Origin of the sequence: Halosolutus amylolyticus, from assembly GCF_023566055.1 — an archaeon.
Taxonomy (GTDB): Archaea; Halobacteriota; Halobacteria; order Halobacteriales; family Natrialbaceae; genus Halosolutus; species Halosolutus amylolyticus.
Window position 1 is genome coordinate 127,211 of record NZ_JALIQP010000005.1, and the last position, 25,350, is coordinate 152,560.

Consider the following 25,350-nt stretch of genomic DNA (forward strand, 5'->3'; position numbering starts at 1 on the left):
ACGGGTGGCCGGCGCCCGTCGACCGCCCGTCCATCCAGCGCCGGCGACTGCTGATGGCCGTGCGAACGACGAAAACACTTGTCCGGACGGTCATGGTACGGGCAGGACGTATGAGCGAGTCCGGTCGGAGCAAGAGCGCCGAGACGGCCACCACGATAGCCGATCGCGTTCCCGGCGGCCGTCCGATACTGTGGGTCCTGGTCGAGGGTAACCGCGCGCTGGTGGCGAGTGTGATGCTCGCGGTCGCCTACGCCCTCCTCGTCGGACTCGGCGAGTTCGGCCCCGGCTCGATCGCGAAGCTGTTCGAACCCGATCCCGTCTTCGCGCTGTTTACGCCGATCATCATCGGGATCATCATGGGCGTCAGCCTCGTGTTGACCTTCAACCAGCTCGTCCTCTCGGCGGAACTCGGCCCGGTCGCGGACCAGCGCGAGCGGATGGCCGGGGCGATGGCCTTCCGCACGGACGTCGAGGACGCCGTCGGACGGGACACGAGCCCCCCGGAACCGTCGGTCTTTCTCCGCGGCCTCGTCGAGGCGACCGGCGACGAGGCCCGAACCCTCCTCGAACGGGTCGAGTCCGAACCGGACGTCAACGCGGCCGCTCGCGAGGACGTTCGCGAGTACGCACGGGGGATCGTCGCCGACGCCGATCGGGTCGCCGAGACGCTCGCGGGCCAGCAGTTCGGCCGGTTCGAGGTCGTCCGTGCCGCCCTGGAGTACAACTACTCCTGGAAGATCTACACCGGCCGGCGCGTCAGGAACCGACACGCCGAGCGGCTGCCGGAGGACGTCGTCGCTGAATTCGACGATCTGCTCAGGATCCTCGAGTTCTTCGGGCCGGCCCGCGAGCACTTCAAGACGCTGTACTTCCGGTGGGAGATCATCAACATCTCGCAGGCGCTGGCCTACATCGCCTTGCCCGCGCTGTCGGTCGCGGCCTACATGATCCTGATCTTCGAGACCGGCGACGTAGCCGGGACGACGCTGGGGTTCGACCGCGGCCTGCTGGTCGTCGGCCTCGGATTCGCGATCGGCGTGACGCCGTTCGCGATCTTCCTGTCCTATATCCTCCGGATCGTCACCGTCGCGAAGTGGACGCTTGCGATCGGCCCGTTCGTCCTCCGGGAGACCGATCGCGGGGCGGACGTCGAGTGGGAGTGACTAGCGCTCCTCGCCGTAGGTCACGTCGAACGGGCCCTCGTCGGGATCCTTCTGGGGAATTATCGGGCCGACCGACGCGGTCCGGCGCGTGACGGTCGCGGTCCGGAGGATGTAGGACGCGAGGAGGGCGAGCGGCGAGAGCGCGACGACGATCAGCCCGATGGCGACGTAGGGAAGCACGGCGACGCTGACGCTCGGACCGACCACGTCAGCGTACATGAGGCCGACGAGGATCGCCGACAGGATCGAGGGCACCCCGCAGTAGATCGTCAGCTGCGAGAACCGGGTGAGTTCCCGCTGGAGGTAGGTCGTCTTGAACTGCTCGCGGGCTACGGCGAACAGTTCCAGCGACTCGATCAGGTCGTCGAAGCGTTCCGTGGCGGCCGGCGACAGCGCGTCCGCGTACTCGCCGCGCAGGTGGGTGGCGGCGTACAGGTGCCAGGCCTCGTCGTAGTTGATCGCCGCCGAGACGGCCGCAAACGACCCGAACGTCCCTCGATCGAGCACCTCGTCCACGCGTTCGGTCCGTTCCTGGACGTCGTTCGTGTACCGCGTGACCGTCTCGCGGACCTCCTCGTCGTGGCTCGCGACGGCGTCGGCGAGGTCGTCGGCGTCGTGTCGGATCGATTCGACGATCAGTTCGAGAGTTCCCGTGGGCGTCGCCGGGGTCGCCGGAACGCCTGCGTCGTCCGCCACGTCCCGCCGAAACTCCACGACCGATTCGAACCGATCGCGCGCCTTGCCGGCCGAACTGAACTCCTGGGAGAGAATGAGTTGGTTGACCGAGACGACCAGCGTGACCAGCGAGAACGTCCCCGCGATCATGCCGCTGGCGACCCGCGTGACGGAGTTCGGGTTGACGAACGAGACGATACCGAGTTCGTGCAGGACGAGCAACAGGGCGACGACGACGACCGACAGGAGCGCCGCGACGATCACGCGATTACCCTCGACCACGATCCACTCGCGAACCCCGGACAGCCCCGACCTCGCGCCGACGTCCGCCCCGTAGCTCTCGAGCGTCTCGTCGGTTTCCGAGGGCCCCATGGCGACACGTTCCACAGTCCCGACAATAAGGCCCTGCGTTGCATACACCGCTCGTCCCCGCGTGGGCCGCGGGTGCTGGGTGCGATCGGTGTCTCGCGGCGCGAGCGCGACCGCTGTCGGTTCAGGGCCTACACTGAAATACGTCCGCGGTGTCGAGTCACCGTATGCCCGGTGACGGAACTATCTCGCGGACGCACGCTCGGCGATGACCCGATCGGAGTCGACGAGTCGACGGCGACTGCTCGCCTCGATCGGTGCCGGAATCGCGGCCGCAGCAGCCGGCTGTGCGGGGAGCGGAGGTCTCGACGGCGAACCGACCTACGAGGACGGCACCGTCGACGCCGGCAACGTCACCAACGCCTCCGAGCGATCGGCGACCCAGATGGCCGCGGCGGAGGCGGTCGCCGAACGGGAACCGAACACCGCGGTGACGCCGCTCGATCCGCTCTCGCTGATCGAACACGAGTTCGTCGTCGAAGACAACTATCTCGGCTCGACCGTCCAGGGAATCGTCGCGAACACGGGGTCCGATCGGATCCAGCTCGTCGAAGTCCGGACGCGGGTCTACGACGACGCCGGCAACATGCTCGGCCAGTACCTCGCCAGTACCGGCGACCTGAACGGCGGAGCGTCCTGGTCGTTCCAGGTGGTCGTCCTCGAGTCCCCGGCGGACGTCGCGGACTACGACATCACGGTCCTGGGAACGCCGACGTGAGGTCGGTCCGTCCGTGGCGTCGACACCTCGGCGGCCGATGAGCACGAGTCCCCTTCTCGCGCCCTACGAGGACGACTCCATCGCCTCGGCGAGGTCGTCGTCGACCGCGTCGACGATCGCGTCCGGACCCTCGTTCAGCGCGTAGGCAGGCCGGCCTTTCCCCGTCGGCGACGTCTCCGATCCGGCGATCTCCTCGACGATACCCTCGTCCTCGAGGCGGTAGAGCGATCGCATCACGTCCGCCTCGGTGAGCGTTCCGACGACCGTCTCGACGCCGTCCAGTCGCGTCTTGCACACCTGCCGGAGTTCGGGCGTCTGCACCGGCGTCTCACCGTCCCGATCGAGCGCGACGACCCCGAGCAGGACGGCCTGATCGGTCAGTGACAGCGAGTCCTTCGAGACCATACGGCCATCTTCGATCCGGGAGGTCCTATGTATTTCCCCCGCGACAGGTATCGCTCGTGAGAGAACCGATCGGGAAGCGACGGCGGGAGCACTGCTCACGTGGGACCTGTCGACGATCAAAACGGTGCTGTTCGACCTGCTTACTCGTTCTCTTCGTCCTGCAATTCCGCGAGTTCGCTCTCGATCTCCTCGTCGTCGACCTCGCTCGCTACCTCCTCGATCTCTTCCTCGTCGACCGCGTCGGGATCGGCGGTCGACTCCTCGACGCCGACGTCGGACTTGAGCGTCTCGAGTTCGGCCTCCACGCCGCTGTCGGTCGAGAGCGACTCGAGTTCCCGATCGATGCTGTCCTTGTCCGAGAGGACGTCGTCGAACGCGCCGCTCTCGTGGAGTTCGTCCATGGCGGCCGCCCGGGCCTCCATGTCCTCGGTCTGCTCCTCGGCGCGTTCGATCGCGCGGCCGACGTCCTCGAACTCCTCGCCGGTGGCCGTCATCGCTTCCGAGACCGAGGAACTGGCCTTCGCGGCCTCGTGGCGGGCCTTCATCGTCTCCTTCTTGGTGCGGAACTCCTCGATGCGCGTCTGGAGTTCGTCTTTCTGCTCGATCAGCCGATCCTGCTGGTTCTGGAGCTCCGAGATCTGGCGATCGAGGTCCTCGATCTGGTTCATCTTCGTCTTCTTCTTCTCGAGGGCGCGTCGCGCCAGATCTTCCCGGCCCTGTTCGACCGCCGTGCGGGCCTGCTCGTTGTGTTTGTCGACGTTCTCCTCGAGGCGCTTTTTCTGCATCTCGAGGCGCTTTTTCTGCGTGGTGAGGTCGGCGATACCACGTTTGACGTCCTGGAGCTGGTCGCGCATTTGCTCGTAGGAGTAATCGAGCGTCTCCGTCGGATCTTCGGCCCGGTTGAGCACCGAATTGATCTTCGACCGGATGACGTACGAGGCCCGAGAGAGGATGCCCATACTCGTACGTCTCGCTCGGTACCCTTAAAAACATCACATTAACGACAGTCATGGCCGGAATGAACTCCTGTCGTCGATCGTTCGCCGATGCTGACTGTCGGCGTCACCGACCGATCGCCGCCCCGCTCGAACCCGAACGTCCCCGAAGACGACGGCCGACAAATAGCCGACTGGGAACCCGCTCCCGTTCAGTGACTACTAAGGGCGGCGGTGACAACGATCGGGCATGACCGACGTCCTCGTCCCCGGCGGGCGCGACGTCCGGGGGATCCTCGACGAACCCGCGGACGCTCCGAACGCGATCGTCGTCGCCTGTCCACCCCATCCGCAACACGGCGGTTCGCGATCGGATCGCCGACTGACGGCCGTGAGCGAGACCCTCACGGCGGCGGGAATCGCCTGCCTCCGGTTCGATTACGGGCCGTGGGAGGAGGGAGTGGGCGAGCGCGAGGACGTCCGGAACGCGATTCGATGGGCCGGCGAGCGAGCCGATCGCGTCGGCGTCTTCGGCTTCAGTTTCGGCGCTGCACAGTCACTGCTCGCCACGGCCGACGTGGAGGTGGCCGTCTCGGCCGTCTCCGTCCTCGCTCCGCCGGCACGGCTCGGTCCCGATCTCGACGCCGTCGCGGCTTACGATCGACTCGACTGTCCCGTCCAGGTCTGTTACGGCGAACGCGACACGACCGTCGACTCGGAGCCGATCGTCGATCTGGCCCGCGAGCGGGACGACGAGGTCGTGACGTTCTCGGCCGACCACTTCTTCGTCGGCCAGCACGACGCGATCGCGAGCGAGGTCGGCTCGTTCTTCGAGCGGACGGTGGCCGGTGGCGCGTAGCGATCGGCGACTCATACGGATTGCTGTACCGATGTACCGGCGCAACCGCCGCCGGATCGCGGTTGCGCCGGAACTGACGTACAGTAAACCGTATCAGTCCCGCCCGTGTCGAGTCAGGCACTTCGGGAGGCCGATCAGTTCGACGGGTTCGGAGTTGTCCGGCGAGTAGACGACCATCTGCCCTTTCTCCATGTAGGGCACCTTCGACTCGAGGTTGCTGGGGATGTTGACGCTCTTGATCGCGTCCTCGTCGCCGAGATTGAGGACTATCGTGGTGTTGATCTGCTTGAAGACGGCGTCGTCGATGTCCTGGGGATCCTGGGTGATGAGGAACAGCCCCAGCCGTTCTTTGCGGCCCTGCTTGGCGGCCTCGGTGAACTTGCGGATGACCTTGCCCGCCTGCACCGAGTCCGCGTCGGTCAGGAAGTTGTGGGCCTCGTCCATCCCGAGCACGAGGGGCGTCTCCTTGATCCGATCGTAGGTCGGATCGTTCGAGAGCTTCTGGTCGATCACGAGCGACGAAAGGGCGAGGACGACGGCTTCCGTGGCCCGGGTGTCGTTGACGTGGTAGGTCGGGACGACCGAGAGGCCACCGGGACGGACGAACTCGTGGACGAGGTCGGTGATCGGCCGCGCGTCCTGGTCGAAGACGTGGTCGAAGCCGAGCACGCGCCGGCGCACGGCGTCGAACGTCGCCTCGTGGACGCGCCCGGACTCGTCGAGTTCCTCCCGGAGGGCCGGATCGTCGAGGAAGGTCGTGAACTCGTCGTAGGTCCCGTCCCAGCCGTACTGCTCGCGGAACCGGGGCAGGAGCACGCTCGTCAGCGCGCCGTACTGGTTGTCGTTCAGCCCGCTGCCCGCGACCAGCCACGGGTTCTCGTGGACCATCGTGAACGGAATGGTGAACTCGACCTGCTCCGCGCGGTGGTGGTCCGCCGAGTACGAGGCCGACCCGACTTTCGGGACGAACACCGTCGTGTCGTCGTGACCGCCGTAGGCGATCCCCTCCCGATCGAGCCGTCGCGCGAAGTCGTCGTCCAGGTCGGGGTTGTCGTCGTGCATCTGGGCGTACTCGTCCTGCGGGTCGAACTGGACGACCGCCGGCTGGACCGATCGACCGTCTTCCATGGGATACCGGCGCTCGTCGGCGAGGTACTGGCGCAGGATATTCTTCGCGCCGTGGGTCTTCCCCGACCCCGTGCCGCCGGCGATCAGCGTGTGCCGGAAGACGAGCGGATCGCCCGCCGCGTAGTCGTCTTTCAGCCGATAGTCGATCGTCGGCGGCGTCGCCGCGGTCTGTACCTTCTCGCCGCCGACGGAGAGGTGCCCGAGGAAGACGCCGTCGTCGGGCATCTTCAGCCCCGTCTTGATCTCCTCGGTGTCGGTCGCCCGCTCGATCACCGTCTGGGGCTTCGGGACGCGATCGGTCATTCGTCGCTTCAGTTCCCCATCGTCGCCGGACTGCGTCCGGCTGCTCGCGGAGCTTTGCTCCGCGCTGTCGTCGTACAGGATCGCGACTGGCTCGAGACTCGCGACGAACTTGTAGTCGGCCTCGTCGACGCCATCGGTTCGCATCGCGCGGCGGGCGTGGATCTCCGTCGCGTCGTCGGCGTGGTACTGCTGAGCGTACTCGAGTCCCGTGATACGGCAGAACAGCGACTCCCCATCCGGATAGGACGCGATCAGGTAGCTCCCGATGCGGATCGACGATCGGTTGCCGCGGGTGACGTACGCCCGGAGGGAGGTGTCGTCGTCGTCCTCGGCGACGCGAAGGCCCGGGGAGACGCAGATCGTCCCGATGCCGACGTCGTCCCCGCGTGGCTCGACGGACGTGCGTTCGAACTCGTCCGCGGAATCCGCGCTCGGTCCGTCGTCGGCCGTCGACGCCGCGCCCGTCCCGCCGCCCGCGGTCGAATCGTCGTCGGCGTCCGCAGTAAACTCGCCAAAGTCGCCCAGATCGGTCATGGTACAGTCATCCCGCCGGTTCCACAAACACGTTTCCCTCCGACGGACTGTCTCCGATCGGCGACGATTCGCGCGGGGCGACGATCAGCCGAACTGAACCGCCGCAGGCGCGGCCACGAACGGCTGTTCGACGGGGAAACGACAGGAAGTGAGTGCGGACGGTTCGGACGTTCGGTTATCGGCGGTTCCGTCGATCGAGACGACCGCGGTTCTCAGACTAGCGTGGGGAGCGAGTAGTCGGTTTCGCTCACCAGCCGGGAGTCGGCGTCGTACTCGAGGAGACTGGCGTCCTCGAGCGCGGGGAGGTGCGAGTGGTGGAGCTCGATCCTGGCCCGGTCGGCGTCGGCGACCACGTCCTGGTCGGCGAGTTCGGCGGCGAGTTCGTCGAGCGAGAGCGGTCGATCGTTGTCGGCGAGGATCGAACAGAGCGGAAGTCGGACAGGGTGGACGACGGTCTCGAGAATCGCGGCCCCGTTTCCACGGTCGGTGTGCTCGAGCAACGTCGACAACTCGGCCGGCTCGATCGGGAACGAGTCGACGAGTTCGGCGCCAGTGTCGACGTCCCAGTCGACGACGTCGTACTCGGCCAGTCGCGGCAGGTGATTGTGGACGAGGCTTACGCGGACGTCGTGGCGCGCCTGTCCGTTCGCGAGGTCACGGGATTCCCGGGCGAGGAGTTCCGAGGTCAGTTCGGCGAGGCCGAGCCGTGCTCCGTGGCTGCCCAGAATCTCGAGGATCCGGAGCCGTCGCGGGTTCCGGAGCGCGTCGTAACACTCCGCCGGGACGGTCGTCGGTGACTCCCGCGTACTCCTACCGCCGATGGGGGCGTCCGAACTCATTACTCAGTGCAACTGGTGCAAGGGGGATAAGCCCGTTTCCAAAACGATTTGGGTTGTGAATGTGACATTACTCGGCCGGCGCGGAAGTAGTTCCCCCATACGCCCGATATCGGCACGTAGCGCGTTCGATCCGGCTTTCGTGACCGTCTGTTGATCGCGGTAGTGTCGGATCCCGAACCACCGTTATCGGCGCTTACTCGCGATCGCGGCGATCGGCGGCTGCAGTAGTGGGAGATTTCGGAACCGGGATTCCGGTTTCGGCCGTCGATCTGCCGGACTCCACGGTCTTTTTGCGTCCACGCCCCGTAGAAACCCGCATGCTCATGGTACGCGGTCGCGCGGGTGGGACCGAACTCACCGGGACGCTGTACGAACGCGGTGAACGGGCCCCCTCCTTTCGCGGCGCACCCGACGAAGACGCCGCGTACGTCTGGGTCTGTGACGAGTTCTACGAGGTCGACAGCGGCGGGACGACCCAGCTCGTCGACGGCCGGGAGGTCAACGTCGCGTTCGAATCCCCGATGCCGCGGGGGTTCGACACTCGCGACCAGGCGCTCGAACAGGCGAAAGAACACGTCCGGACGCAGTTCGCCCGGATCGGCGTCGATCCGGACGCGGTCGAGTTCGAGGTCGAGAAGGACGGTCACAGCGATACCGAATGACCGCGTTCGCGGTCGCGATCGGTGGGTGACCGCTGGACGTCCCGGATCCGCAGTCGCGATCGGCCCGGCTGCCGGACGCGACTAGCGATACTCCTCGTCCCAGCGGTGATCGTCGTAGGTCCGGTCCTGGCTCGTGTCGAACTGGGTCTCGAGCGTCTCGCGGAGCGATCGCTTCTCCGCCCGTCCGATCCGGGCGAGTTCGTCGGCCTTCTCGACGATCGTCGGCGGCCCGTGCGCGATGGCCACGTCCTGGAGGAGTTGCATCGTCAGCCGCTCGCGGGTCTCCGGGTCGCGGGTGAACGCGTAGGGAGCCTCGATTCGGTAACAGAGGTCGTCGCGCGGGTCGTAGACGACGAAGAACGTCACCTCGTACTGCTCCGGATCGAGGTCGCGCTCGACGCCGAGGGCGTCCCCGTCGATCGAGAGGGGGCGATCGACGCCGCCGCGCGATCGGAACCAGTTGGTGTAGGTCAGGCTCGACCTGTCTCGTTCCCAGCGCTGTCCCTCGACGTCGGGCACGTACTCGCCGCGCTCGAGGAGGCGGGTGAACAGTGCGGCGTCGTCGGCCCACGGGGCGCTGACGTCGGCGTCCCGCTTCGCCTTCAGCGTCCGCGTGGTGACCCGCGTCGCGGGGTTCTTGACGAAGCCGACGAGCGGCCGATCCCGATCGACGAACGTCTCGACCAGCCGGACGTAGTTCTCCAGCACCGTCTTCGGCTGCGGGTTCTCGAGCAGGAAGTCGGCGAGGTCGGGGTGCTGGTCGGCCCAGCGGAGCAGGCCGCGCGGGTAGAGTGGCCCGTCGAGCACGAGCAGGTCGTCGACGTCGTCGGCGTGGTCGCGGGCGTGGGTGCTCTCGGCGAGGTACAGCGCCAGCGCGTGGACGACGCCCTCGGCGAAGCGCGGGAGCGGCGGGATCTTGACCGCCCGACTCCGGCTGTACCCCTCGTCGAACTTCCCCCACGTCTCGTCGACCGTCATCGTCTCGTCGTTCGAGTGGACGGTCATCACGGTGGTCCGCGATCGGTGGAGGTCGAGGTCGCTCGGCGTCGCGCTCATCGCGGCCTGCGCGATGTCGATGACGAGGCCGTTCTTGAACGTCGTCGGGTTGATCGTCCCTGCGTCGAGGCCGTGTTCTGTCGGGAACGGCCGGTCGCGCAGGGCGACGTCCTCGCAGTCGACGAGTCGCCGGGCCTGCTCGTCGACCGGCTCGACGATCGTCCGGCCCTCGTGGGCGAGGGGGTCGAGGAACTCCGCCCAGACCGTCTCGGCGAAGGCACGGCGGTCGCGCTCGTCGGCACCGTGGTCGATCCGCCGTGCGAGGCGGGCGATGCCGTCGAAGTGGACCGGATCGAGTGTCATGCACGGTGGCTCCAACCCCATCCCCAAATATCCAGTGGTCGGCCGTAGTGGCGTACCAGGCCCGATCCGGTGCGGGAAACCGATGGCGTTCGTCCGGGTTCCCGCAACGGCCGACGCTTGGGAGGGTACTAGTCCGCGGTTAACTCGTGAGCGGGTAAATTATCATCAGAAAAATTATATGAGGGGGCCCCATGGCTGCGGATACCCGATGTCAAAGCGAGGTCTGGAGACGGCCGACGCGACCGACGATTCGATCAACTGGCGACAGACCAACTCCGGCGTGACGGTCTACGACGAGGCCAATCCGGACGCCTGGGTACACATGGAGTTCGAGGCCGGCGTCTCACCCGAACACCGGCTGTTCATGGTCTGTGACGAGTGTGGAGCCGTCTTCGCCCAGCGGAGCAAACCCGGCAGCGGCACCGTCTGTGGTGACTGCGGTACGACGTTCGACCACGACCACGCCTGACGGCGCGCGCGGGTGGAATCGATCCGATCGACGACGCCCGATCGATCGGCGCGACGCAACGTCACCTTTCTTATACGTTCGGCGACGCACGGCTGAAACACCCCACTTCGATTCACCCCGCTCGACCCGGAATCGACAACGACAGCTAGTTACGCCCGGGTCCGTTCCCGTCGCACATGGACGCTGCGTTGATCATCCTCGACGGCTGGGGACTCGGCGACGGCGAGGGACGGAACGCGATCGAGGCGGCCGAGACGCCGACCTTCGATCGGCTCGCCGACGCGGGCGCGTACGGAACCCTTGAGGTGGCCGGCCGGCGCGTCGGCCTCCCCGAGGGCCAGATGGGCAACAGCGAGGTCGGCCACCTGAACATCGGCGCCGGCAGAGTCGTCTACCAGGAGTACACCCGCATCTCCGACTCGATCGCGGACGGCTCGTTCCGCGAGAACGACGCGATCAACACGGCATTTACGAACGCCCGCGAGAACGACGGGACGATCCACTTCGTCGGCCTCGTCAGCGACGGCGGCGTCCACTCGGACCACGAGCACCTCCACGCGCTAATCGAACTCGCCGGCGATCGGGACGTCGAGGCGGTCACACACGCGATCACGGACGGCCGCGACACCTCGCCGACCGGCGGCCGCGACTACCTCGCGACGCTCGAGGGCGTCGTCGACGAGCACGGGACCGGCGACGTGGCGACGGTGACTGGCCGGTACTACGCGATGGACCGCGACCAGAACTGGGACCGCACGAAGCGAGCGTACGACGCGATCGTGAACCGGGCGGCCGACCACGAGGCCGACTCGGCCGTGGACGCGGTCGAGGCATCGTACGACCGGGGCGAGACGGACGAGTTCGTCGAGCCGACCGTTATCTCGGGACAGCCCGCGCTCGAGGACGGCGACTCGGTAGTCTGGTTCAACTTCCGATCCGATCGGGCCCGACAGCTCACCCGGATGCTGGCCGACATCCGATCCGAAGACTGGGCCGACGAGTTCGAGACGAGTCCGCCGGACGCCGAGGTCGTCATGCTGACCCAGTACGACAAGACGTTCGACCTCCCCGTGGCCTACCCGCCCACCCAGCCCGAACAGGTGCTCGGCGAGGTGCTCTCCGACGCGGGCAAGACGCAACTGCGGATCGCCGAATCGGAGAAGTACGCCCACGTCACCTACTTCCTGAACGGCGGCCGCGAGATCGAGTTCGACGGCGAGAGCCGGACGATCGTCGAGAGTCCCGACGTGCCGACCTACGACCGCCAGCCCGAGATGAGCGCCCCGGCGGTCACCGACACGGCGATCGACACCGTTCGATCGGACGATCCCGACGTGCTCGTCCTCAACTACGCCAACCCGGACATGGTCGGCCACACCGGCGATTACGAGGCCGCGATCGAGGCCGTCGAGGTGGTCGACGCGCAACTCGGCCGACTCGTGGATGCACTCGAGGACGCCGGCGCCGACGTGCTGATCACCGCCGATCACGGCAACGCGGACGACATGGGGACCGAAGACGATCCGCACACGGCGCACACGTACAACGACGTGCCGTTCGTCTACGTGGATTCACGCGGTACGGACGGCGGGCGAACCGTCCGCGAGGGCGGCACGCTCGCCGACATCGCGCCGACGATGCTCGACCTGATCGACGTCGACCAGCCGCCCGAGATGACCGGCGAGCCGCTGCTCGAGTGAGCGGTCCCCGAAATCCCTCGTCAAAATAGCGATTCGATCGCGGCAGCCGGACGCGGCGTCTGCTTACGCGTCGATCGTCTCCGTTTCGGTCACGACGTTGCCGGCCGCGTCCTCGACGGTGAGCGTCACCGTGTACGTCTCGCCGGCCCCTTTCTTCACCGTCTCGCCGAGCGAGCCGCCGGCACCGGGTCCGCCGATCGAGTGCGTGCTCCTGACGACAGTCGCCCCGCGCTCGTTCTCGATCGTCACGGTGGCAGCCGCGAGGTCGCCGTCCTCGTCGGCGACCTGCCAGTCGACGGCCAGTTCGGCGTGCGGGTTCGGCGGGCTGTTCTCGCTCCCGGCGAGCGTCGTCACGATCGGGTCGTGTTCGATCGCGTCCGTCCGCACCGTCGCAGTCGTCCCGCGGTCGGTGACGCCGTCGGCGCGGACGACGGCCCGGTACTCGTACGCGGTGTCGGCGTCGAGTCCGGCGAGGGTCGTCTCGATCGTCCCGGTCGCAGTCGCCGTCACGGCGTCGGTTTCGGCCCACTCGACGCCTCCTGCGGGACGGTACTCGACGCTCACGGTCGCGGCGTCGGCCCCGCCGAATGTCGTCAAGTCGGCGGCCACGGTCGCGGACGTCTCGTCGACGGCAGTTACGGCACCGGTCTCGATGGTGGGGTCGACGGGCGTCTCGAAGGTCCGGCGATCGCCCGCGTCCGTCTCGCCGTCGGCCGTCTCGCCCGCGGCGCGGAAGACGTACTCCGTTCCGGGCTGGAGCCCGTCGATCCCGGTCTCGATCACACCGGACGAGTCCGGCGCGATCGGCGCGGTCTCCTGCCACGCGTCCGCCCCGGCCGGGGCGTACTCGAGCCACGCCGTCACGTCGGCGTTCCCGCCGAAGTCGGCGATCTCGCCGGAGAGCGTCGCGGTCGTCGCCGTGACGTCCGTCGCCGTCCCGGTCTCGACGGCGAACGCCGAGGCCGTCGCGAACTGCGCGACGTCGCCGGCGTAGTGCTGTTCGTATCCCTCCGCGTTCCGGACCCGGACGACGAACTCGTACTCGGTACCGGGTTCGAGGTCGGTCACAGCCTCGGTCACGACGCCGGGCGACTCGATCGTCTGCGTCTCCGTCTCGGCCCAGTTCCACCGGGACTCGTCTGCGTCTGCCGGACTGTAGGCGAACCAGACGTCCATCGCCGGGCGATCGGCGAGATCGGTCACGTTCGCCGTCAGCGTCGCCGCGGTCTCGGTGACGTCGACTGCGTCGCCGGTGGTCACCGCTGGCGGTTCGTACGGCGTGACGAACTGCTGGCGGTCCCCGTAGTCGGTCCCGGCGTCGGTCTCGGCGACAGCGCGGAACTCGTAGGTGGTTCCCTGCTCCAGGCCCGTCAGGTCCCAGGTGAACCGATCAGGCGACTGGGCCTCTTTCGGGGCCGTCGTCGTCCACGGCTCGTCGGTCCCGTTTTCGCGGTATTCGAGCCAGACGGTCGCGGTCTCCGAATCACCCAGATCGGTGAGATTCGCGGCCGCGACGACTGCCGTCTCGTTGAGCCTGTCGGCCCACGCGGTCTCGACGTCGGGACCGTCGCCATCCGCGGCGATCGGAGCGGACCCGGCCGCCGCGGCCGTCGCCGGCCCTGCAGCGGCAGCCGCCGCCAGCAAGACGGTTACGAGAACGACGAACGTTCGCGGACTCGATGCGGTTAAATCAACGTTCGAAGTCATACGCACACCGGTTCATAGTATTAAAATAATAGTCTTTTCATCGAGAACGCTACGTTGCTTCGGGAGTCCGCCGTTCCCGGTTCGGGAGTCGGCGGCTGACGTCTTCGACGTTGCGGGACCGCTCGTCGACGCAGGCCGATCGCGGGCTACCGCCGTTGCCAGGGCCACAACAGGGAAGTGGGAGTCCTGACACAACCACGTATGCTCACGGTCCCGTGGCCGGTCGTTCCCGCACTGCTGTCCGGCGTCGGGACGGTGTTTCTGATCGCGTATCTCCGGCGCCACCGGGGGAAACCGGGGGCGAACTGGTTGCTCCTCGCGCTGGTCGGACAGGCACTGTGGTGTTTCTCGGCCGGTTTCGCTTTGCTCGTGTTCGAGCCCTCGCTCCGGTGGGGGCTCGAGGTGCTGACGTGGATCGGGATCACGTGGACCGGCGTCCCCTTCTTCGCGTTCGGCCTCGAGTACACCGGCCGCGGGAACGTGATTCGAACCCCCTCGTTCGGACTGCTCGTGCTCCTGCCGGTTCTGACGACGGTGCTGGTCGTCACGAACCCCCTCCACGAACTCGTCTGGCAGGACTTCCGTCTCGACCCGGTGTTCGGGGCGGCCACGGTCTCCTACGAGTTCAACGCGTGGGCCTACGCCGCGATCATGATCGGGACCGTCTTCGCCGCGTCGGGGACGTTTTTGCTGTTCGACACGGTCGTGAGCTACGGCCCACTCTACCGATCGGAGGCGCTCGCGGTCGGGATCAGCACGCTCCCGCCGGGGATCGGCCTCCTGGTTTGGCTCTTCGGCATCGGACCGGTTCCACAGCTCAACCTGTCGGCGGCCCTGTTCCTCCCGCACGTGCTCCTCGACGCCTACGCGTTCGTGGGGAGCGGGATGTTCACGTTCAATCCGGTGACGCGGCGGACGGCCGATCGGTCGGCGATCGAGGACCTCGAGAACCCGTTCGTGGTGGTCAACACGGACGAACGCGTCGTCGACCTGAACCCGGCGGCCGCCGCGTGGTTCGACGTTTCGGAGCCGTCGGTACTCGGAACGGCGCTCGACGTCGCGACCGGCGTCGATATCGACGTGACGGCGACCAACCAGGTCGTGACCCACGGCGCGAACGGCGAACGCCGGGAACTGGCGGTATCGACGTCCGAACTCCGCGACCCGTCGACCGAACTCGTCGGGCACACGATCGTCTTCCAGGACATCACCGAACAGCGACGCCGGAAACAGCGCCTCGAGATCCTCAACCGGGTCCTCCGGCACAACCTCCGGAACGACCTGAACGTCGTCGACGGGTACGTCGGCATCGCCGTCGAACGGGTCGACGACGAGGAGGTGGCGACGATGCTCGAACGGGCCCGGACGGACGTCGAGAGCGTGATCGGCACGGGAGAGAAAGCGTGGGCGTTCGAACGCGCCTTCGACTCGACGTCGCCGTCACCGCCGCCGATCGCACTCCGTAACGTTCTCTCGGCGGTCGCGGACGATCTGGAGGGGACGACTCGCGGCGCGGTCGACGTCTCCGTCCCGGCCGACCTCGTGCTCGCGGCGAACCGGGAGATACTCGCCCAGTTGTTCCTGCAGCTCGTCGAGAACGGACTCGAACACACCGACGCCGAGGAACCGACCGTCACCGTCACCGGGGAGGCGGGCGATTCCGGGACCGCAGTGGTGACCGTTCGCGACGACGGTCCCGGGATCCCCGAGCACGAACTCGCGGTGCTCGAACGCGGCGAGGAGACGGCCCTCGAACACGGCAGCGGCCTCGGACTCTGGATCGTCACCTGGTGCGTGGCGACGCTCGGTGGTGACGTCTCCTTCGACGCGTCCGACGGCGGCACGACCGTCACCGTTCGACTCCCCGGCGTCGTCGAGTCGAATGTCGATCGATCGCGAGAGATGGCGGCCTCCGGCGGCGAATCGGCCGTGGCCGACAGCGAAACGAGGTCTGACATCGAACCCGCGTCGGGCGTCGGGGACCGGTTCGGTTCGACGTCCCGATCGGGGTGAGTCGCCCGCGGCGCTGGAACCGTCGATCGCTGGTGGTCGCCGCACGGGACCGTGCGATCGGCGTGTCTCCGGAAATCCGAATTCGTTCGGCGAGAACCGGGATAGCGTCCGATTTTGCAGCTACTGGGAGGATTATCTTCCTCCGGTGACAGGCACCGGGTATGGGAGACCACAGCGACGATCATCGTTTCGCGACCGACAGCATCCACGCCGGGCAGGAACCGGACCCGACCACGGGGGCGCGCGCACCGCCGCTCTACCAGACCACTTCCTACGAGTTCGAGGACACCGAGCACGCGGCCGCCCTGTTCGGACTGGAAGAGTTCGGCAACATCTACTCGCGGATCATGAACCCGACGAACGCGATGCTCGAAGAGCGGATCGCGACGCTCGAGGGCGGGGTCGGTGCCCTCGCCACGGCCTCGGGGATGGCCGCGTTCGACCTCGCGACGTTCATCCTCACGGACGTCGGGGACAACATCGTCTCCTCGTCGTCGCTGTACGGCGGCACCTACACCTACCTCACTCACACCGTCGCGAAACGCGGCGTCGAGACCACGTTCGTCGACACGCTCGACTACGAGGCCTACGCGGAGGCGATCGACGAGAACACCGCCTTCGTTCACCTCGAGACGATCGGCAACCCCGCACTCGTGACGCCGGACATCGAGCGGATTGCCGACATCGCTCACGAGCACGACGTCCCGCTGTTCGTCGACAACACCTTCGCGACGCCGTACCTGTGCCGACCGCTCGAGCACGGCGCGGACCTCGTCTGGAACTCCACGACGAAGTGGATCCACGGCGCGGGCTCGACCGTCGGCGGGATCCTCGTCGACGGCGGGTCGTTCCCGTGGCCGGAGGGCGATTACCCCGAACTCACCGAACCCAATCCGGCATATCACGGCGTCAACTTCCACGAGACCTTCGGCGAGCAGGCGTTCGCGATCGCAGCACGCACTCGTGGCCTCCGGGATCTGGGGAACCAGCAGTCGCCGTTCGACGCCTGGGTCACGCTCCAGAAACTCGAGTCCCTGCCCCTGCGGATGGAGAAACACTGCGAGAACGCGATGGCCGTCGCGGAGTACCTCGAGGACCACCCCGACGTCGCGTGGGTCAACTATCCCGGTCTCGAAAGTCACGAGACCCACGAGAACGCGAACGAGTACCTCGACGGCGGCTACGGCGGCATGATCACCTTCGGCCTCGAAGGCGGGTACGACGCGGCCGAAACCGTCTGTAACGAGGTCGATCTCGCCAGCCTGCTGGCGAACGTCGGCGACGCGAAGACGCTGATCATCCACCCCGCGAGCACGACCCACCAGCAACTCACGGAGGAGGAGAAACTGGCCAGCGGCGTCACGGACGATCTCGTGCGCCTCTCGGTCGGGATCGAGGACGTCGACGACGTGATCGCCGATCTCGATCGGGCGATCGAGCAGGCCTGAGTCTCTACCGGCCGCGGCCGATCGCGATACCGTTGGTCTCGGTCGACGGGCCCGTTCTCGAGGCGTGCGAAATCGTTCCAGCCGCGCTAGACCGCGATCTCGTCCAGCGGAGACGCGAACGCCTGGCTAGTGATCGTCTACTTGCTCCGATTGCTCTTCGGAATCGGACCGCGAGGACGGTGGCTGACCCACGCTCGACTCGGAACCGATCGGGAGGCCCGACCCGAGTTCCTCGTGTGTACCGAGCAATCGTGCGAAGCGCTGGCGCTCGACGGCGTGTCTGTCGAGAGTCATGCTGACTAACATACCGGGATCCGTTGTAGTAATGCAGGGCGTTTGCCCGTGGAAACCCAGCACTACCGTCACGAAACGGTCCCCGTTCCGGCTGTCGGTTTCACGGTCAAGTGTCACTAGAAACGGAGTAGGACAGCGTAACACCCTTTTCCGCCAGGCCCGTCTACACGCTCGATGACCGACCTTCCAGCGCCCGTCGAGCGCGAACTCGACGCCCACGACGCCTTCGCGTCGGCCGACGACGGCTACGAACTCACGACGACGGTCTTCGACACGATCGTCACCGCCGACGAGGCGGAGGGGAAACGCGACGGTCGCTTCACTGCCATCGTTCGCCTGCCGACCCTCGACGCCGCGGTGGCCGGTGAGTCCGTCGCACCCGTCGTCGAGGACGGCTGGTTCGAGACGCTCGAGCGTCGCCTGCAGGACGTCTTCACCGTCGCCCACACGAGTACCCACGAGGAGCCGGCGATCGATCGGGCCGGCGACGAGGTCACCGTCTCCCTCGAGTACACCGCCTGGGACGCCGGCGAGGGCGTCGAGGACGCCAAGGCCCTGATCGAGTTCGTCGAGGGAACGTACGCGCAGGGGATCATCCCGGGCTACGAGTACCGCGGCGAGGCCGCAACCCTGCTCGAGAACGCGCAGAACCGCGGCCAGCAGGCCGCGAACGGAGACGGGCGGAGCGGCGGGATGCCGATGTGACCGCTGGTCCGATCGCTGTGGCCGAGAGCGCGGCTCGAGAAAATCGAGAGCCGCGCGATTCGGGGGAGGGCAGGTTAGACCCCAATCACTGACCGCGAGCGAAGCCGCAGGCTGAGCGAGCGGGCCGACGACTGACTCGGAGTGAGCGATAGCGCGGCGCAACGCGCCGCGAGTCGAGCGAACGGAGAGGAAGGAGGAGTGCTTTTCATCGAAGTTTTGCCGAGGGTGCGCCAGAGGCGCACCCACAGCGCAAAAGTTCGATCCTTAGTCCATCGCGATGTACGTCTGCGTGTCCTCGATGCCGTCGATACCCTGGATCCGGGTCGCGGCGATCTCCTTGACCGCGGCGGGCGTCTCGACCTGCGCTTTCGCGATGATGTCGACGTCCCCGGCGACGATGTGGGCCGATTGGACCCCTTCGATCGATTCGACGCTGTCTCTGAGTCGATCCGCCTCGCCCGTGTTCGCTTTGATCATGACGAATGCCGTAACCATCAGTTGACACCTCCGGCGCCCGCGTTGGCGGCCGCGAGATCGGGATTCTCGCCGACCAGTAGCTGTCTGACGTCGGACAGTACCTCGAAGTCCGCGAGCACGACGAGCCGATCGCCGTCCTCGAGCGAGAGGTCCTCGTTCGGGATCTCGAGCGGCTGGCCGCGTTTGCCGAACGCGAGGACGGTCGCGTCGGCCGGGAGTTGCAGTTCGCTGATCGTGTAGCCGTTGACGGGCGCGCCGTTGGTGATCGTGAGTTCGACGATCTGCAGGTTCTGGGCGATGTCCGCGATCGCACGGATCGTCCCCCCGAGGAGGGCGTTCTTGGCACCGATCGCGCCGAGTCGCTCGGGGTAGATCACCTCGTCGACCTCGTCGGCGTACTTCCGGTAGATCCCCTCGCGGTAGGCCTCGTCGATGCGCATGATCGTCCGGGCGCCGTAGTGGTCCCCGATCATGCAGGCGGTGAAGTTGACGTTCAGGTCGCCGGTTAGCGCACCGAGTGCGTCGGCCTCGCTGATCCCTGCCTCTTCGAGGAGGGCCTCCCTGGAGCCGTCACCGACGACGACGGTAAAGCCCTGGTCCCGGGCCCGATCGGCTTTCCGTTCGTCGCGCTCGATGACCGTCACCTCGTGGCCCTCCTCGCGTAAGACACGCGCTGTGCGCAGACCGACCCGTCCCGCGCCGATGATCACGAACCGCATGGACAGGGATACGCTCGCCCCCGTGAATAAGTTTGCCCCGGTGTCCCATACCACTCGGTCGCCGATCGGCCAAAGGCTTTAGTCGTGTGAGGGTGTACCACACCAGCGAGAGAGATGGTTCACGCGTTTATTATGGTGAAGACGGCCGCCGGGAAGTCCGAGGGCCTCCTCGCGTCTATCAGGGACCTCGAGACGGTCGCCGACGCCCACATCGTCGCCGGCAACTACGACATCATCACGGAGGTCGACGCCCAGGAAGTCTACGACGTTCTCAAGGTCGTCTCGTCGAATATCCAGAGTCTCGACGGCGTGACTGACACGAAGACCTACATCGCGATGGACTAGGGCCGAACTGTTGCGCTGCGTGCGGTCACAAAGCGACCGCACCCGGTAAAACGTCGATGAAACGCCTCCTCCCTCCGTTCGCTCGTTCCCGTCGCTAACTCGCTCACGTCAGACGGCGGCCCGCTCGCTCTCGCCAGTCGCTCACGGTCGATGGTCGGCGGTTGGCCTGCCCTCACTCGGGTCACGAGAGACGCCGAAACGGCGTTTCTCGTTCCCGGCCTCGCAATTCTCGAGACTCGTCTCGATCGGGTCATACGGACTGCGGTACCGAGTGACCGGCACACCCGTGGACGGGTCGCGGGTACACCGGAACTGACGGACAGCAGTCGGTATCAGTACTCCAGTTCCCGGACGTCTTCCGCCGCCGTGAAGTCCTCGAGCCACGCCCGCTGGTCGGCCAGTCTGGGCGGCACCTCGTCGTAGACTGGGTCGAACACGTCTTCGGGATCGGGCATGGGCGTCGATTCGGCGATTTCGACCGCCTCCTCGAGTTCCCGCTCGGCCTCGTCCTCGATCTCGCCGACGATATCGTCGTCGAGCACGCCCTCCTCGCGGAGGAACGACTCGTACCGATCGAGCGGGTCGGCGGTGCGCCAGTCGGGCAGGTCGTCGCGGTCGTCGCGGTACCGCGTGGGGTCGTCGCTGGTCGTGTGGGCACCCTGCCGGTAGGTCAGGCTCTCGACGAGGACGGGGTCGCCGTCGCGGGCGGCGTCGAGCGCCTCTGCGACGACTTCGCGGACCGCGAGCGGGTCGTTGCCGTCGACGCGGACGCCCTCGAAGCCGTACGCCTCGGCCTTCTGGGCGATCGTCGCGCTGGCGGTCTGGCGTTCGCGGGGGAGCGAGATGGCCCAGTGATTGTTCTCACAGAAGAAGACGACCGGGGCGTCGAAGACGCCGGCGAAGTTCAGTCCCTCGTGGAAGTCCCCTTCGGAGGTCGCGCCGTCGCCGAAGTAACAGCAAATCGCCTCTTCGGAGTCGGTGTAGTTCGCGGCCATTCCCAGTCCCGCCGCGTGGGGGATCTGGGTCGCGATCGGAACCGCCTGCGGGAACACGTTCAGGTCGTGGTCGGACGTGTACTCGGGGTAGCCCCGTCGAAAGAGGAGGATGTCGCTCATCGGCACGCCGTGGGCGATCTGCATCGCGTTCGATCGGTACGTCGGGACGAGCCAGTCGTCGGCGGCGAGGGCGTGGGCGGCCCCCACCTGCGAGGCCTCCTGGCCCTTGAACGGCGGGTAGCCGCTCATCCAGCCCCGCCGCTGGAGGGCGAGTGCCCGCTCGTCGAACCGACGCGTCCGCACCATGTCCCGGTAACACGCGAGGGCGTCCTCCGTGTTCACTCGACTCGCTGCAAGCGACGTCTCACCAATGACGCGGTGCATGGAGGGGCGTCACCGCGGGCCGTGAAAGTGATTGCGAAATGACCTCCGAAACGAACCCGTGTCCTCCGACGTCGTCGGTCGTCGCCCTGTAGTAGCCACTGAAACGGGTTACACACTGATCGCAACGCCGCCCTGCGAGCAGGTGGACACTGACGTTCATACGGATTGCTGTACCGATGTACCGGCGCAACCGCGATCCGGGCGGCGGTTGCGCCGGAACTGACTCACAGTAAACCGTATCAGTGGCTACTGTACTCGTCGGATTCGATCGCCGACGCGAGGACGTGCTCGACCCGATCGAGCACCGCCGCTGGTTCCTGGCTCGCGTCCACGCGAACGAATCGATCGGGATCGCGCTCGACCAGTCGCTCGTAGTTGTCCCGGACCGCGGCGAGGTACTCGGCGTGCTCGAACTTGTTCGTCGCCCCGGCCCGCTCGGCGGCCGTCTCCGGATCGAGATCGAGATAGATCGTCAGGTCGGGCTGGATCGAGAACCGGTCGTGCACGTCGACGACGTACTGGAGCGGGTCCGCGAGTCGATCGCCGAGTCGCTCGTCCGCTGCGAGCGTCGCACCCTGGTAGGCAAAGCGGGAGTCGGAGTAGCGGTCGGAGATCACGAGGTCGCCGCGCTCGAGGGCCGGTTCGATCACCCGCGAGAGATGGTCGGCGTGGTCCGCGGTGTACAGAAAGAGTTCCGCCAGCGGGTCGGCGTCGTCGTCCGCGATCGATCGGGAGACGGCCTCGCCGTACCACGAGTCGTCCGTGGGCTCGCGGGTAAAGACGGCGTCGGGATACGTCTCCTGCAGGGAGTCCCAGACCGTCGTCTTGCCGCTGCCGTCCAGTCCCTCGAGCGTGACCAGCATGCTCACCTCTCGTCGTGACGGGTACTACAATCTGTCGAGAGGCCACGTCCCCGAGGCGATCCCTTACAGTGTAGCCGTCCAGTTATTTACAGTCTCGAGTACATATTCCCGGTATGAAAGTCCTCGTCGCCGGCGGCACCGGTTTCATCGGAACGAACCTCTGTGCGGAACTCCACGACCGCGGCCACGACGTCACGGCGCTGTCCCGCGATCCGGACGGGAGCGATCTCCCGGCGGACGTCGACCTCGCGATGGGCGACGTGGGCGCGTACGACTCCATCGCGGAGACCGTCGCGGACCACGAGGCCGTCGTCAACCTCGTCTCGCTGTCGCCGCTGTACAAACCCCGCGGCGATCGGAGCCACGAGGACGTCCACCTCGGCGGGACCGAGAATCTCGTCCGCGCCGCCGAGGACGGTGACGTCGATCGGTTCCTCCAGATGAGCGCCCTCGGCGCCGATCCGAACGGCGACACCGACTACATTCGCGCCAAGGGGAAGGCCGAGCGGGTGGTCCGGGAGTCGGATCTCGCGTGGACGATGGTCCGTCCGTCGGTGGTGTTCGGCGACGGCGGCGAGTTCGTCGAGTTCACGAAGACGTTGACGACGCCGTTCGTCACGGCGCTCCCCGGCGGCGGCGAGACCCGGTTTCAGCCCATCTGGATCGGCGACCTCGTCCCTATGCTCGCGGACGCGCTCGAGGACGACGCGCACGTCGGCGAGATCTACGAGCTTGCCGGCCCGCAGATCGTCACGCTCGCGGACGTGACCGAACTGGCCTACGAGGCCGAGGGCAAGTCCGTCACCGTCCTGCCGATCCCGATGCCGATCGCGAAACTCGGACTCACGGCGGCGGATCCGCTCCCGTTCGTCCCGTTCGGACCCGACCAGGCGCGATCGCTGGAGTTCGACAACACGGTCGTCGACAACGACGTCACGGCGTTCGGCGTCGAGCCGGACGAGTTGCGGACGCTCCGTTCGTACCTCGACATCGAACCTCGGTCCGTCCGCGAGCCACGGCAGTCGGCGTGATCGCTCCCCGTTAGATCGACACGGAAGTCCGCGGGACGACGCGGCCGGGACCGGCAGCTATCGGCCCAAAGACTTACCATAAAGAGCTGATACTCTGACAGTAATACCTGTTTTCTCGATCGGAATGTGCCTCCGAATAGCCGTGCTGTCGACTGGTTTCGAGTAATACAAAATTGTGAGAGAAATTCACATAATCAGAAGATTTATATCCTTAATACCACTGTTACCAATCCAACGGAGCCCCCTGACAAACAATGAAGCTGGCGATGATCGGATTCGGACAGGCCGGTGGCAAGATCGTCGATCGATTCCTCGATTACGACGATCGCACCAACAGCGGGATCGTCCGAGCGGCGATCGCGGTCAACTCCGCGAAAGCGGACCTCATCGGTCTCGACAATATTCCACAGGAGAACCGCGTACTCATCGGCCAGGCCCGGGTCAAGGGCCACGGCGTGGGTGCTGACAACGAACTCGGCGCGGAAATCGCCGAGGAGGACATCGACGAGGTCCAGAACGCGATCGACGCGATTCCGACCCACGAGGTCGACGCGTTCCTGATCGTCGCCGGTATGGGTGGCGGGACGGGCTCCGGCGGCGCGCCCGTTCTCGCGAAACACCTCAAGCGAATCTACACCATCCCCGTCTACGGACTGGGCGTCCTGCCCGGGACGGACGAGGGCGGGATCTACACGCTCAACGCGGCCCGATCGTTCCAGACGTTCGTCCGCGAAGTGGACAATCTGATGGTCTTCGACAACGACTCCTGGCGACAGACCGGCGAGTCGGTCGAGGGCGGGTACGACCAGATCAACGAGGAGATCGTCCGACGCTTCGGGATCCTCTTCGGTGCCGGCGAGGTGGGCGACGGACAGGAGGTCGCCGAGAGCGTCGTCGACTCCTCGGAGATCATCAATACGCTCTCCGGCGGTGGTGTCTCCACCGTCGGCTTCGCGAGCGAGGAGGTCGAACTCAACACGGGCGGTGGCCTCCTCTCGCGCTTTACCGGCGACGGCGGCGGTGGCAGCGACGACGACCTCGACGCCGCGAACACGACCAATCGCATCACCAGCCTCGTCCGCAAGGCCGCACTCGGCCGGCTGACGCTCCCGTGTGAGATCGAAGGCACCGAGCGTGCCCTGCTCGTGCTCTCCGGTCCCTCGGAGTACCTGAACCGGAAAGGCATCGAACGCGGCCGCAAGTGGCTCGAAGAGGAAACCGGGAGCATGGAGGTCCGTGGCGGCGACTTCCCGCGGGGCGAACCCGAGGTCGCAGCCGCCATCCTGCTGTCGGGCGTGACGAACGTCCCGCGGATCAAGCGACTCCAGCAGGTCGCGATCGAGGCACAGGACAACATCGACGACATCCAGGCCGAGAGCGAGGAGAACCTCGAGGAACTCGTCGAGGACGACGAGGACGAACTGGAACCGCTGTTCTGAGTCACCGGCGGGTTTCGACGGTCGGCGCCGACGGCAGTGAGGCGCACTCGGGAAAGGGGGTGGATCGATCGTCGCCCGTCACGTCGATCCGCGAGACGCGATCGAACGGGCGTTGGCCGCCAGAGACTCCGACGTGTTTTTGAGCGCGTACCGGCTACGTCCCCCAGATGCAGGTCGTCGTCCCGTTCGCAGTCGAGAATCCGAAGACCCGGCTCGAGCCGGTGCTCGATCCCGACGAGCGATCGACGGTCGCGCGAGCCATGCTCGCGGACGTCGTCACCGCCGTCGCTGACGCGGGCCACGAGCCGACGGTCCTGGCGACGGAGCCCCTCGATCTCGCGGTCGACGCGGCCCCGGTCGCGATCGACGACCGGCCGCTGACGCCCGCGGTCAACGCGCGACTCGACGTCGCGGACGGCCCCGTCGCGATCGTCATGGCCGACCTCGCGCTGGCGACGCCGGCGGCGCTCGCACGACTGTTCTCGACGGACGGCGACGTCGTGATCGCGCCGGGGCGGGGCGGCGGGACGAACGCGCTCGTCGTTCGCCACTCCGAGTTCCGTGTCGACTACCACGGCGCGTCGTATCTCGACCACCGCGCGATCGCCCGCGAGATCGGGGCCGCCGTCGAGACGATCGACTCGTTCCGGCTCGCGACCGACATCGACGAGCCGGCGGACCTCGTCGAGGTGCTCGTCCACGCCGACGGACGGGCGGCCGACGCGCTCCGCGAGCTGGGGTTCGAACTCGACGCGTCCGACGGCCGGGTCGACGTCGCCCGCGTCCCGGCGGCGCGGGACTGAAGCGGACCG

General features: G+C 66.8%; 25 protein-coding genes. 13 read left to right on the top strand and 12 right to left on the bottom strand.

The features are described from left to right. The first annotated feature begins 110 nt into the window (after window positions 1-110). A complete protein-coding gene (locus MUN73_RS18650; RefSeq protein ID WP_250142019.1) occupies window positions 111-1,163 on the top strand; it encodes a DUF7972 family membrane protein in 1,053 nt (350 codons plus the stop codon). Here MUN73_RS18650 and MUN73_RS18655 read toward each other — a convergent pair whose 3' ends face one another. Further along, on the bottom strand, window positions 1,164-2,210 hold the full coding sequence (locus tag MUN73_RS18655; protein WP_250142020.1) for a DUF7972 family membrane protein: 1,047 nt from the start codon (window positions 2,208-2,210) through the stop codon (window positions 1,164-1,166). A 205-nt stretch (window positions 2,211-2,415) separates the two neighbouring features. Between MUN73_RS18655 and MUN73_RS18660 the strand changes: the two genes are divergently transcribed. Continuing rightward, window positions 2,416-2,925: an FxLYD domain-containing protein gene (locus MUN73_RS18660; protein ID WP_250142021.1), complete on the top strand. Its 510-nt coding sequence runs from the start codon at window positions 2,416-2,418 to the stop codon at window positions 2,923-2,925. A 63-nt stretch (window positions 2,926-2,988) separates the two neighbouring features. Here the strand turns inward: MUN73_RS18660 and MUN73_RS18665 are convergent, their stop codons facing one another. Continuing rightward, complete coding sequence (locus tag MUN73_RS18665; protein WP_250142022.1) at window positions 2,989-3,330, bottom strand: PadR family transcriptional regulator; 342 nt, start codon at window positions 3,328-3,330, stop codon at window positions 2,989-2,991. Between the two features lie 140 nt (window positions 3,331-3,470). Continuing rightward, window positions 3,471-4,289 (bottom strand): PspA/IM30 family protein, encoded by an 819-nt coding sequence (locus tag MUN73_RS18670; RefSeq protein WP_250142023.1) that lies wholly within the window; start codon window positions 4,287-4,289, stop codon window positions 3,471-3,473. A 226-nt stretch (window positions 4,290-4,515) separates the two neighbouring features. Here MUN73_RS18670 and MUN73_RS18675 point away from each other — a divergent pair, with 226 nt between their 5' ends. Then, window positions 4,516-5,124: an alpha/beta hydrolase gene (locus MUN73_RS18675; protein WP_250142024.1), complete on the top strand. Its 609-nt coding sequence runs from the start codon at window positions 4,516-4,518 to the stop codon at window positions 5,122-5,124. Window positions 5,125-5,217: 93 nt separating this feature from the next. Here MUN73_RS18675 and MUN73_RS18680 read toward each other — a convergent pair whose 3' ends face one another. Together MUN73_RS18680 and MUN73_RS18685 are read right to left on the bottom strand one after the other, a co-directional pair. Further along, a complete protein-coding gene (locus tag MUN73_RS18680) occupies window positions 5,218-7,089 on the bottom strand; it encodes an ATP-binding protein (protein WP_250142025.1) in 1,872 nt (623 codons plus the stop codon). A gap of 212 nt (window positions 7,090-7,301) precedes the next feature. Then, a complete protein-coding gene (locus tag MUN73_RS18685; protein WP_250142026.1) occupies window positions 7,302-7,928 on the bottom strand; it encodes a DUF7344 domain-containing protein in 627 nt (208 codons plus the stop codon). Between the two features lie 317 nt (window positions 7,929-8,245). On the opposite strand from MUN73_RS18685, the gene MUN73_RS18690 reads away from it, so the two are divergent. Then, entirely contained in the window at window positions 8,246-8,590 is a 345-nt protein-coding gene (locus tag MUN73_RS18690) for a DUF7113 family protein (RefSeq protein WP_250142027.1), read from the top strand. An 81-nt stretch (window positions 8,591-8,671) separates the two neighbouring features. On the opposite strand, the gene MUN73_RS18695 is transcribed toward MUN73_RS18690, so the two are convergent. Then, a complete protein-coding gene (locus MUN73_RS18695) occupies window positions 8,672-9,949 on the bottom strand; it encodes a DNA double-strand break repair nuclease NurA (RefSeq protein ID WP_250142028.1) in 1,278 nt (425 codons plus the stop codon). Window positions 9,950-10,157: 208 nt separating this feature from the next. Between MUN73_RS18695 and MUN73_RS18700 the strand changes: the two genes are divergently transcribed. Both MUN73_RS18700 and gpmI read left to right on the top strand, forming a co-directional pair. Further along, window positions 10,158-10,418 (top strand): hypothetical protein, encoded by a 261-nt coding sequence (locus MUN73_RS18700; RefSeq protein WP_250142029.1) that lies wholly within the window; start codon window positions 10,158-10,160, stop codon window positions 10,416-10,418. Window positions 10,419-10,594: 176 nt separating this feature from the next. Next, window positions 10,595-12,118, top strand: coding sequence for a 2,3-bisphosphoglycerate-independent phosphoglycerate mutase (gene gpmI / locus MUN73_RS18705; RefSeq protein ID WP_250142030.1), 1,524 nt, complete (start codon window positions 10,595-10,597; stop codon window positions 12,116-12,118). Window positions 12,119-12,181: 63 nt separating this feature from the next. Here the strand turns inward: gpmI and MUN73_RS18710 are convergent, their stop codons facing one another. After that, on the bottom strand, window positions 12,182-13,825 hold the full coding sequence (locus MUN73_RS18710; RefSeq protein ID WP_250142031.1) for a fibronectin type III domain-containing protein: 1,644 nt from the start codon (window positions 13,823-13,825) through the stop codon (window positions 12,182-12,184). A 201-nt stretch (window positions 13,826-14,026) separates the two neighbouring features. Between MUN73_RS18710 and MUN73_RS18715 the strand changes: the two genes are divergently transcribed. Both MUN73_RS18715 and MUN73_RS18720 read left to right on the top strand, forming a co-directional pair. After that, window positions 14,027-15,838 (top strand): sensor histidine kinase, encoded by a 1,812-nt coding sequence (locus tag MUN73_RS18715; RefSeq protein WP_250142032.1) that lies wholly within the window; start codon window positions 14,027-14,029, stop codon window positions 15,836-15,838. Between the two features lie 161 nt (window positions 15,839-15,999). Continuing rightward, entirely contained in the window at window positions 16,000-17,286 is a 1,287-nt protein-coding gene (locus tag MUN73_RS18720; protein ID WP_250142033.1) for an O-acetylhomoserine aminocarboxypropyltransferase/cysteine synthase family protein, read from the top strand. A gap of 126 nt (window positions 17,287-17,412) precedes the next feature. Here the strand turns inward: MUN73_RS18720 and MUN73_RS18725 are convergent, their stop codons facing one another. After that, a complete protein-coding gene (locus tag MUN73_RS18725; RefSeq protein ID WP_250142034.1) occupies window positions 17,413-17,580 on the bottom strand; it encodes a hypothetical protein in 168 nt (55 codons plus the stop codon). A gap of 174 nt (window positions 17,581-17,754) precedes the next feature. Here MUN73_RS18725 and MUN73_RS18730 point away from each other — a divergent pair, with 174 nt between their 5' ends. Then, window positions 17,755-18,285 carry a DUF5813 family protein gene (locus tag MUN73_RS18730; RefSeq protein ID WP_250142035.1) on the top strand — a complete coding sequence of 177 codons (531 nt, stop codon included), beginning with the start codon at window positions 17,755-17,757 and terminating at the stop codon, window positions 18,283-18,285. A gap of 264 nt (window positions 18,286-18,549) precedes the next feature. Here MUN73_RS18730 and MUN73_RS18735 read toward each other — a convergent pair whose 3' ends face one another. Together MUN73_RS18735 and MUN73_RS18740 are read right to left on the bottom strand one after the other, a co-directional pair. After that, entirely contained in the window at window positions 18,550-18,780 is a 231-nt protein-coding gene (locus tag MUN73_RS18735; protein ID WP_250142036.1) for an Lrp/AsnC family transcriptional regulator, read from the bottom strand. Beyond that, window positions 18,780-19,481 (bottom strand): potassium channel family protein, encoded by a 702-nt coding sequence (locus tag MUN73_RS18740; RefSeq protein ID WP_250142037.1) that lies wholly within the window; start codon window positions 19,479-19,481, stop codon window positions 18,780-18,782. The genes MUN73_RS18735 and MUN73_RS18740 overlap by 1 nt, the downstream gene beginning before the upstream one ends. Window positions 19,482-19,595: 114 nt before the next feature. Between MUN73_RS18740 and MUN73_RS18745 the strand changes: the two genes are divergently transcribed. Beyond that, a complete protein-coding gene (locus MUN73_RS18745; RefSeq protein WP_250142038.1) occupies window positions 19,596-19,826 on the top strand; it encodes an Lrp/AsnC family transcriptional regulator in 231 nt (76 codons plus the stop codon). Between the two features lie 332 nt (window positions 19,827-20,158). Here the strand turns inward: MUN73_RS18745 and pdhA are convergent, their stop codons facing one another. After that, on the bottom strand, window positions 20,159-21,205 hold the full coding sequence (pdhA, locus tag MUN73_RS18750) for a pyruvate dehydrogenase (acetyl-transferring) E1 component subunit alpha (RefSeq protein ID WP_250142039.1): 1,047 nt from the start codon (window positions 21,203-21,205) through the stop codon (window positions 20,159-20,161). A gap of 239 nt (window positions 21,206-21,444) precedes the next feature. After that, a complete protein-coding gene (gene tmk, locus MUN73_RS18755) occupies window positions 21,445-22,068 on the bottom strand; it encodes a dTMP kinase (protein ID WP_250142040.1) in 624 nt (207 codons plus the stop codon). 113 nt (window positions 22,069-22,181) lie between these two features. Between tmk and MUN73_RS18760 the strand changes: the two genes are divergently transcribed. The 3 genes from MUN73_RS18760 to cofC all read left to right on the top strand — a co-directional run bounded on the left by MUN73_RS18760 (window position 22,182) and on the right by cofC (window position 25,341). Further along, window positions 22,182-23,099 carry a complex I NDUFA9 subunit family protein gene (locus tag MUN73_RS18760; protein WP_250142041.1) on the top strand — a complete coding sequence of 306 codons (918 nt, stop codon included), beginning with the start codon at window positions 22,182-22,184 and terminating at the stop codon, window positions 23,097-23,099. A gap of 254 nt (window positions 23,100-23,353) precedes the next feature. Then, entirely contained in the window at window positions 23,354-24,538 is a 1,185-nt protein-coding gene (locus tag MUN73_RS18765; protein ID WP_250142042.1) for a tubulin/FtsZ family protein, read from the top strand. Window positions 24,539-24,705: 167 nt separating this feature from the next. Next, complete coding sequence (gene cofC / locus MUN73_RS18770; protein WP_250142043.1) at window positions 24,706-25,341, top strand: 2-phospho-L-lactate guanylyltransferase; 636 nt, start codon at window positions 24,706-24,708, stop codon at window positions 25,339-25,341. Window positions 25,342-25,350: the final 9 nt, after the last annotated feature.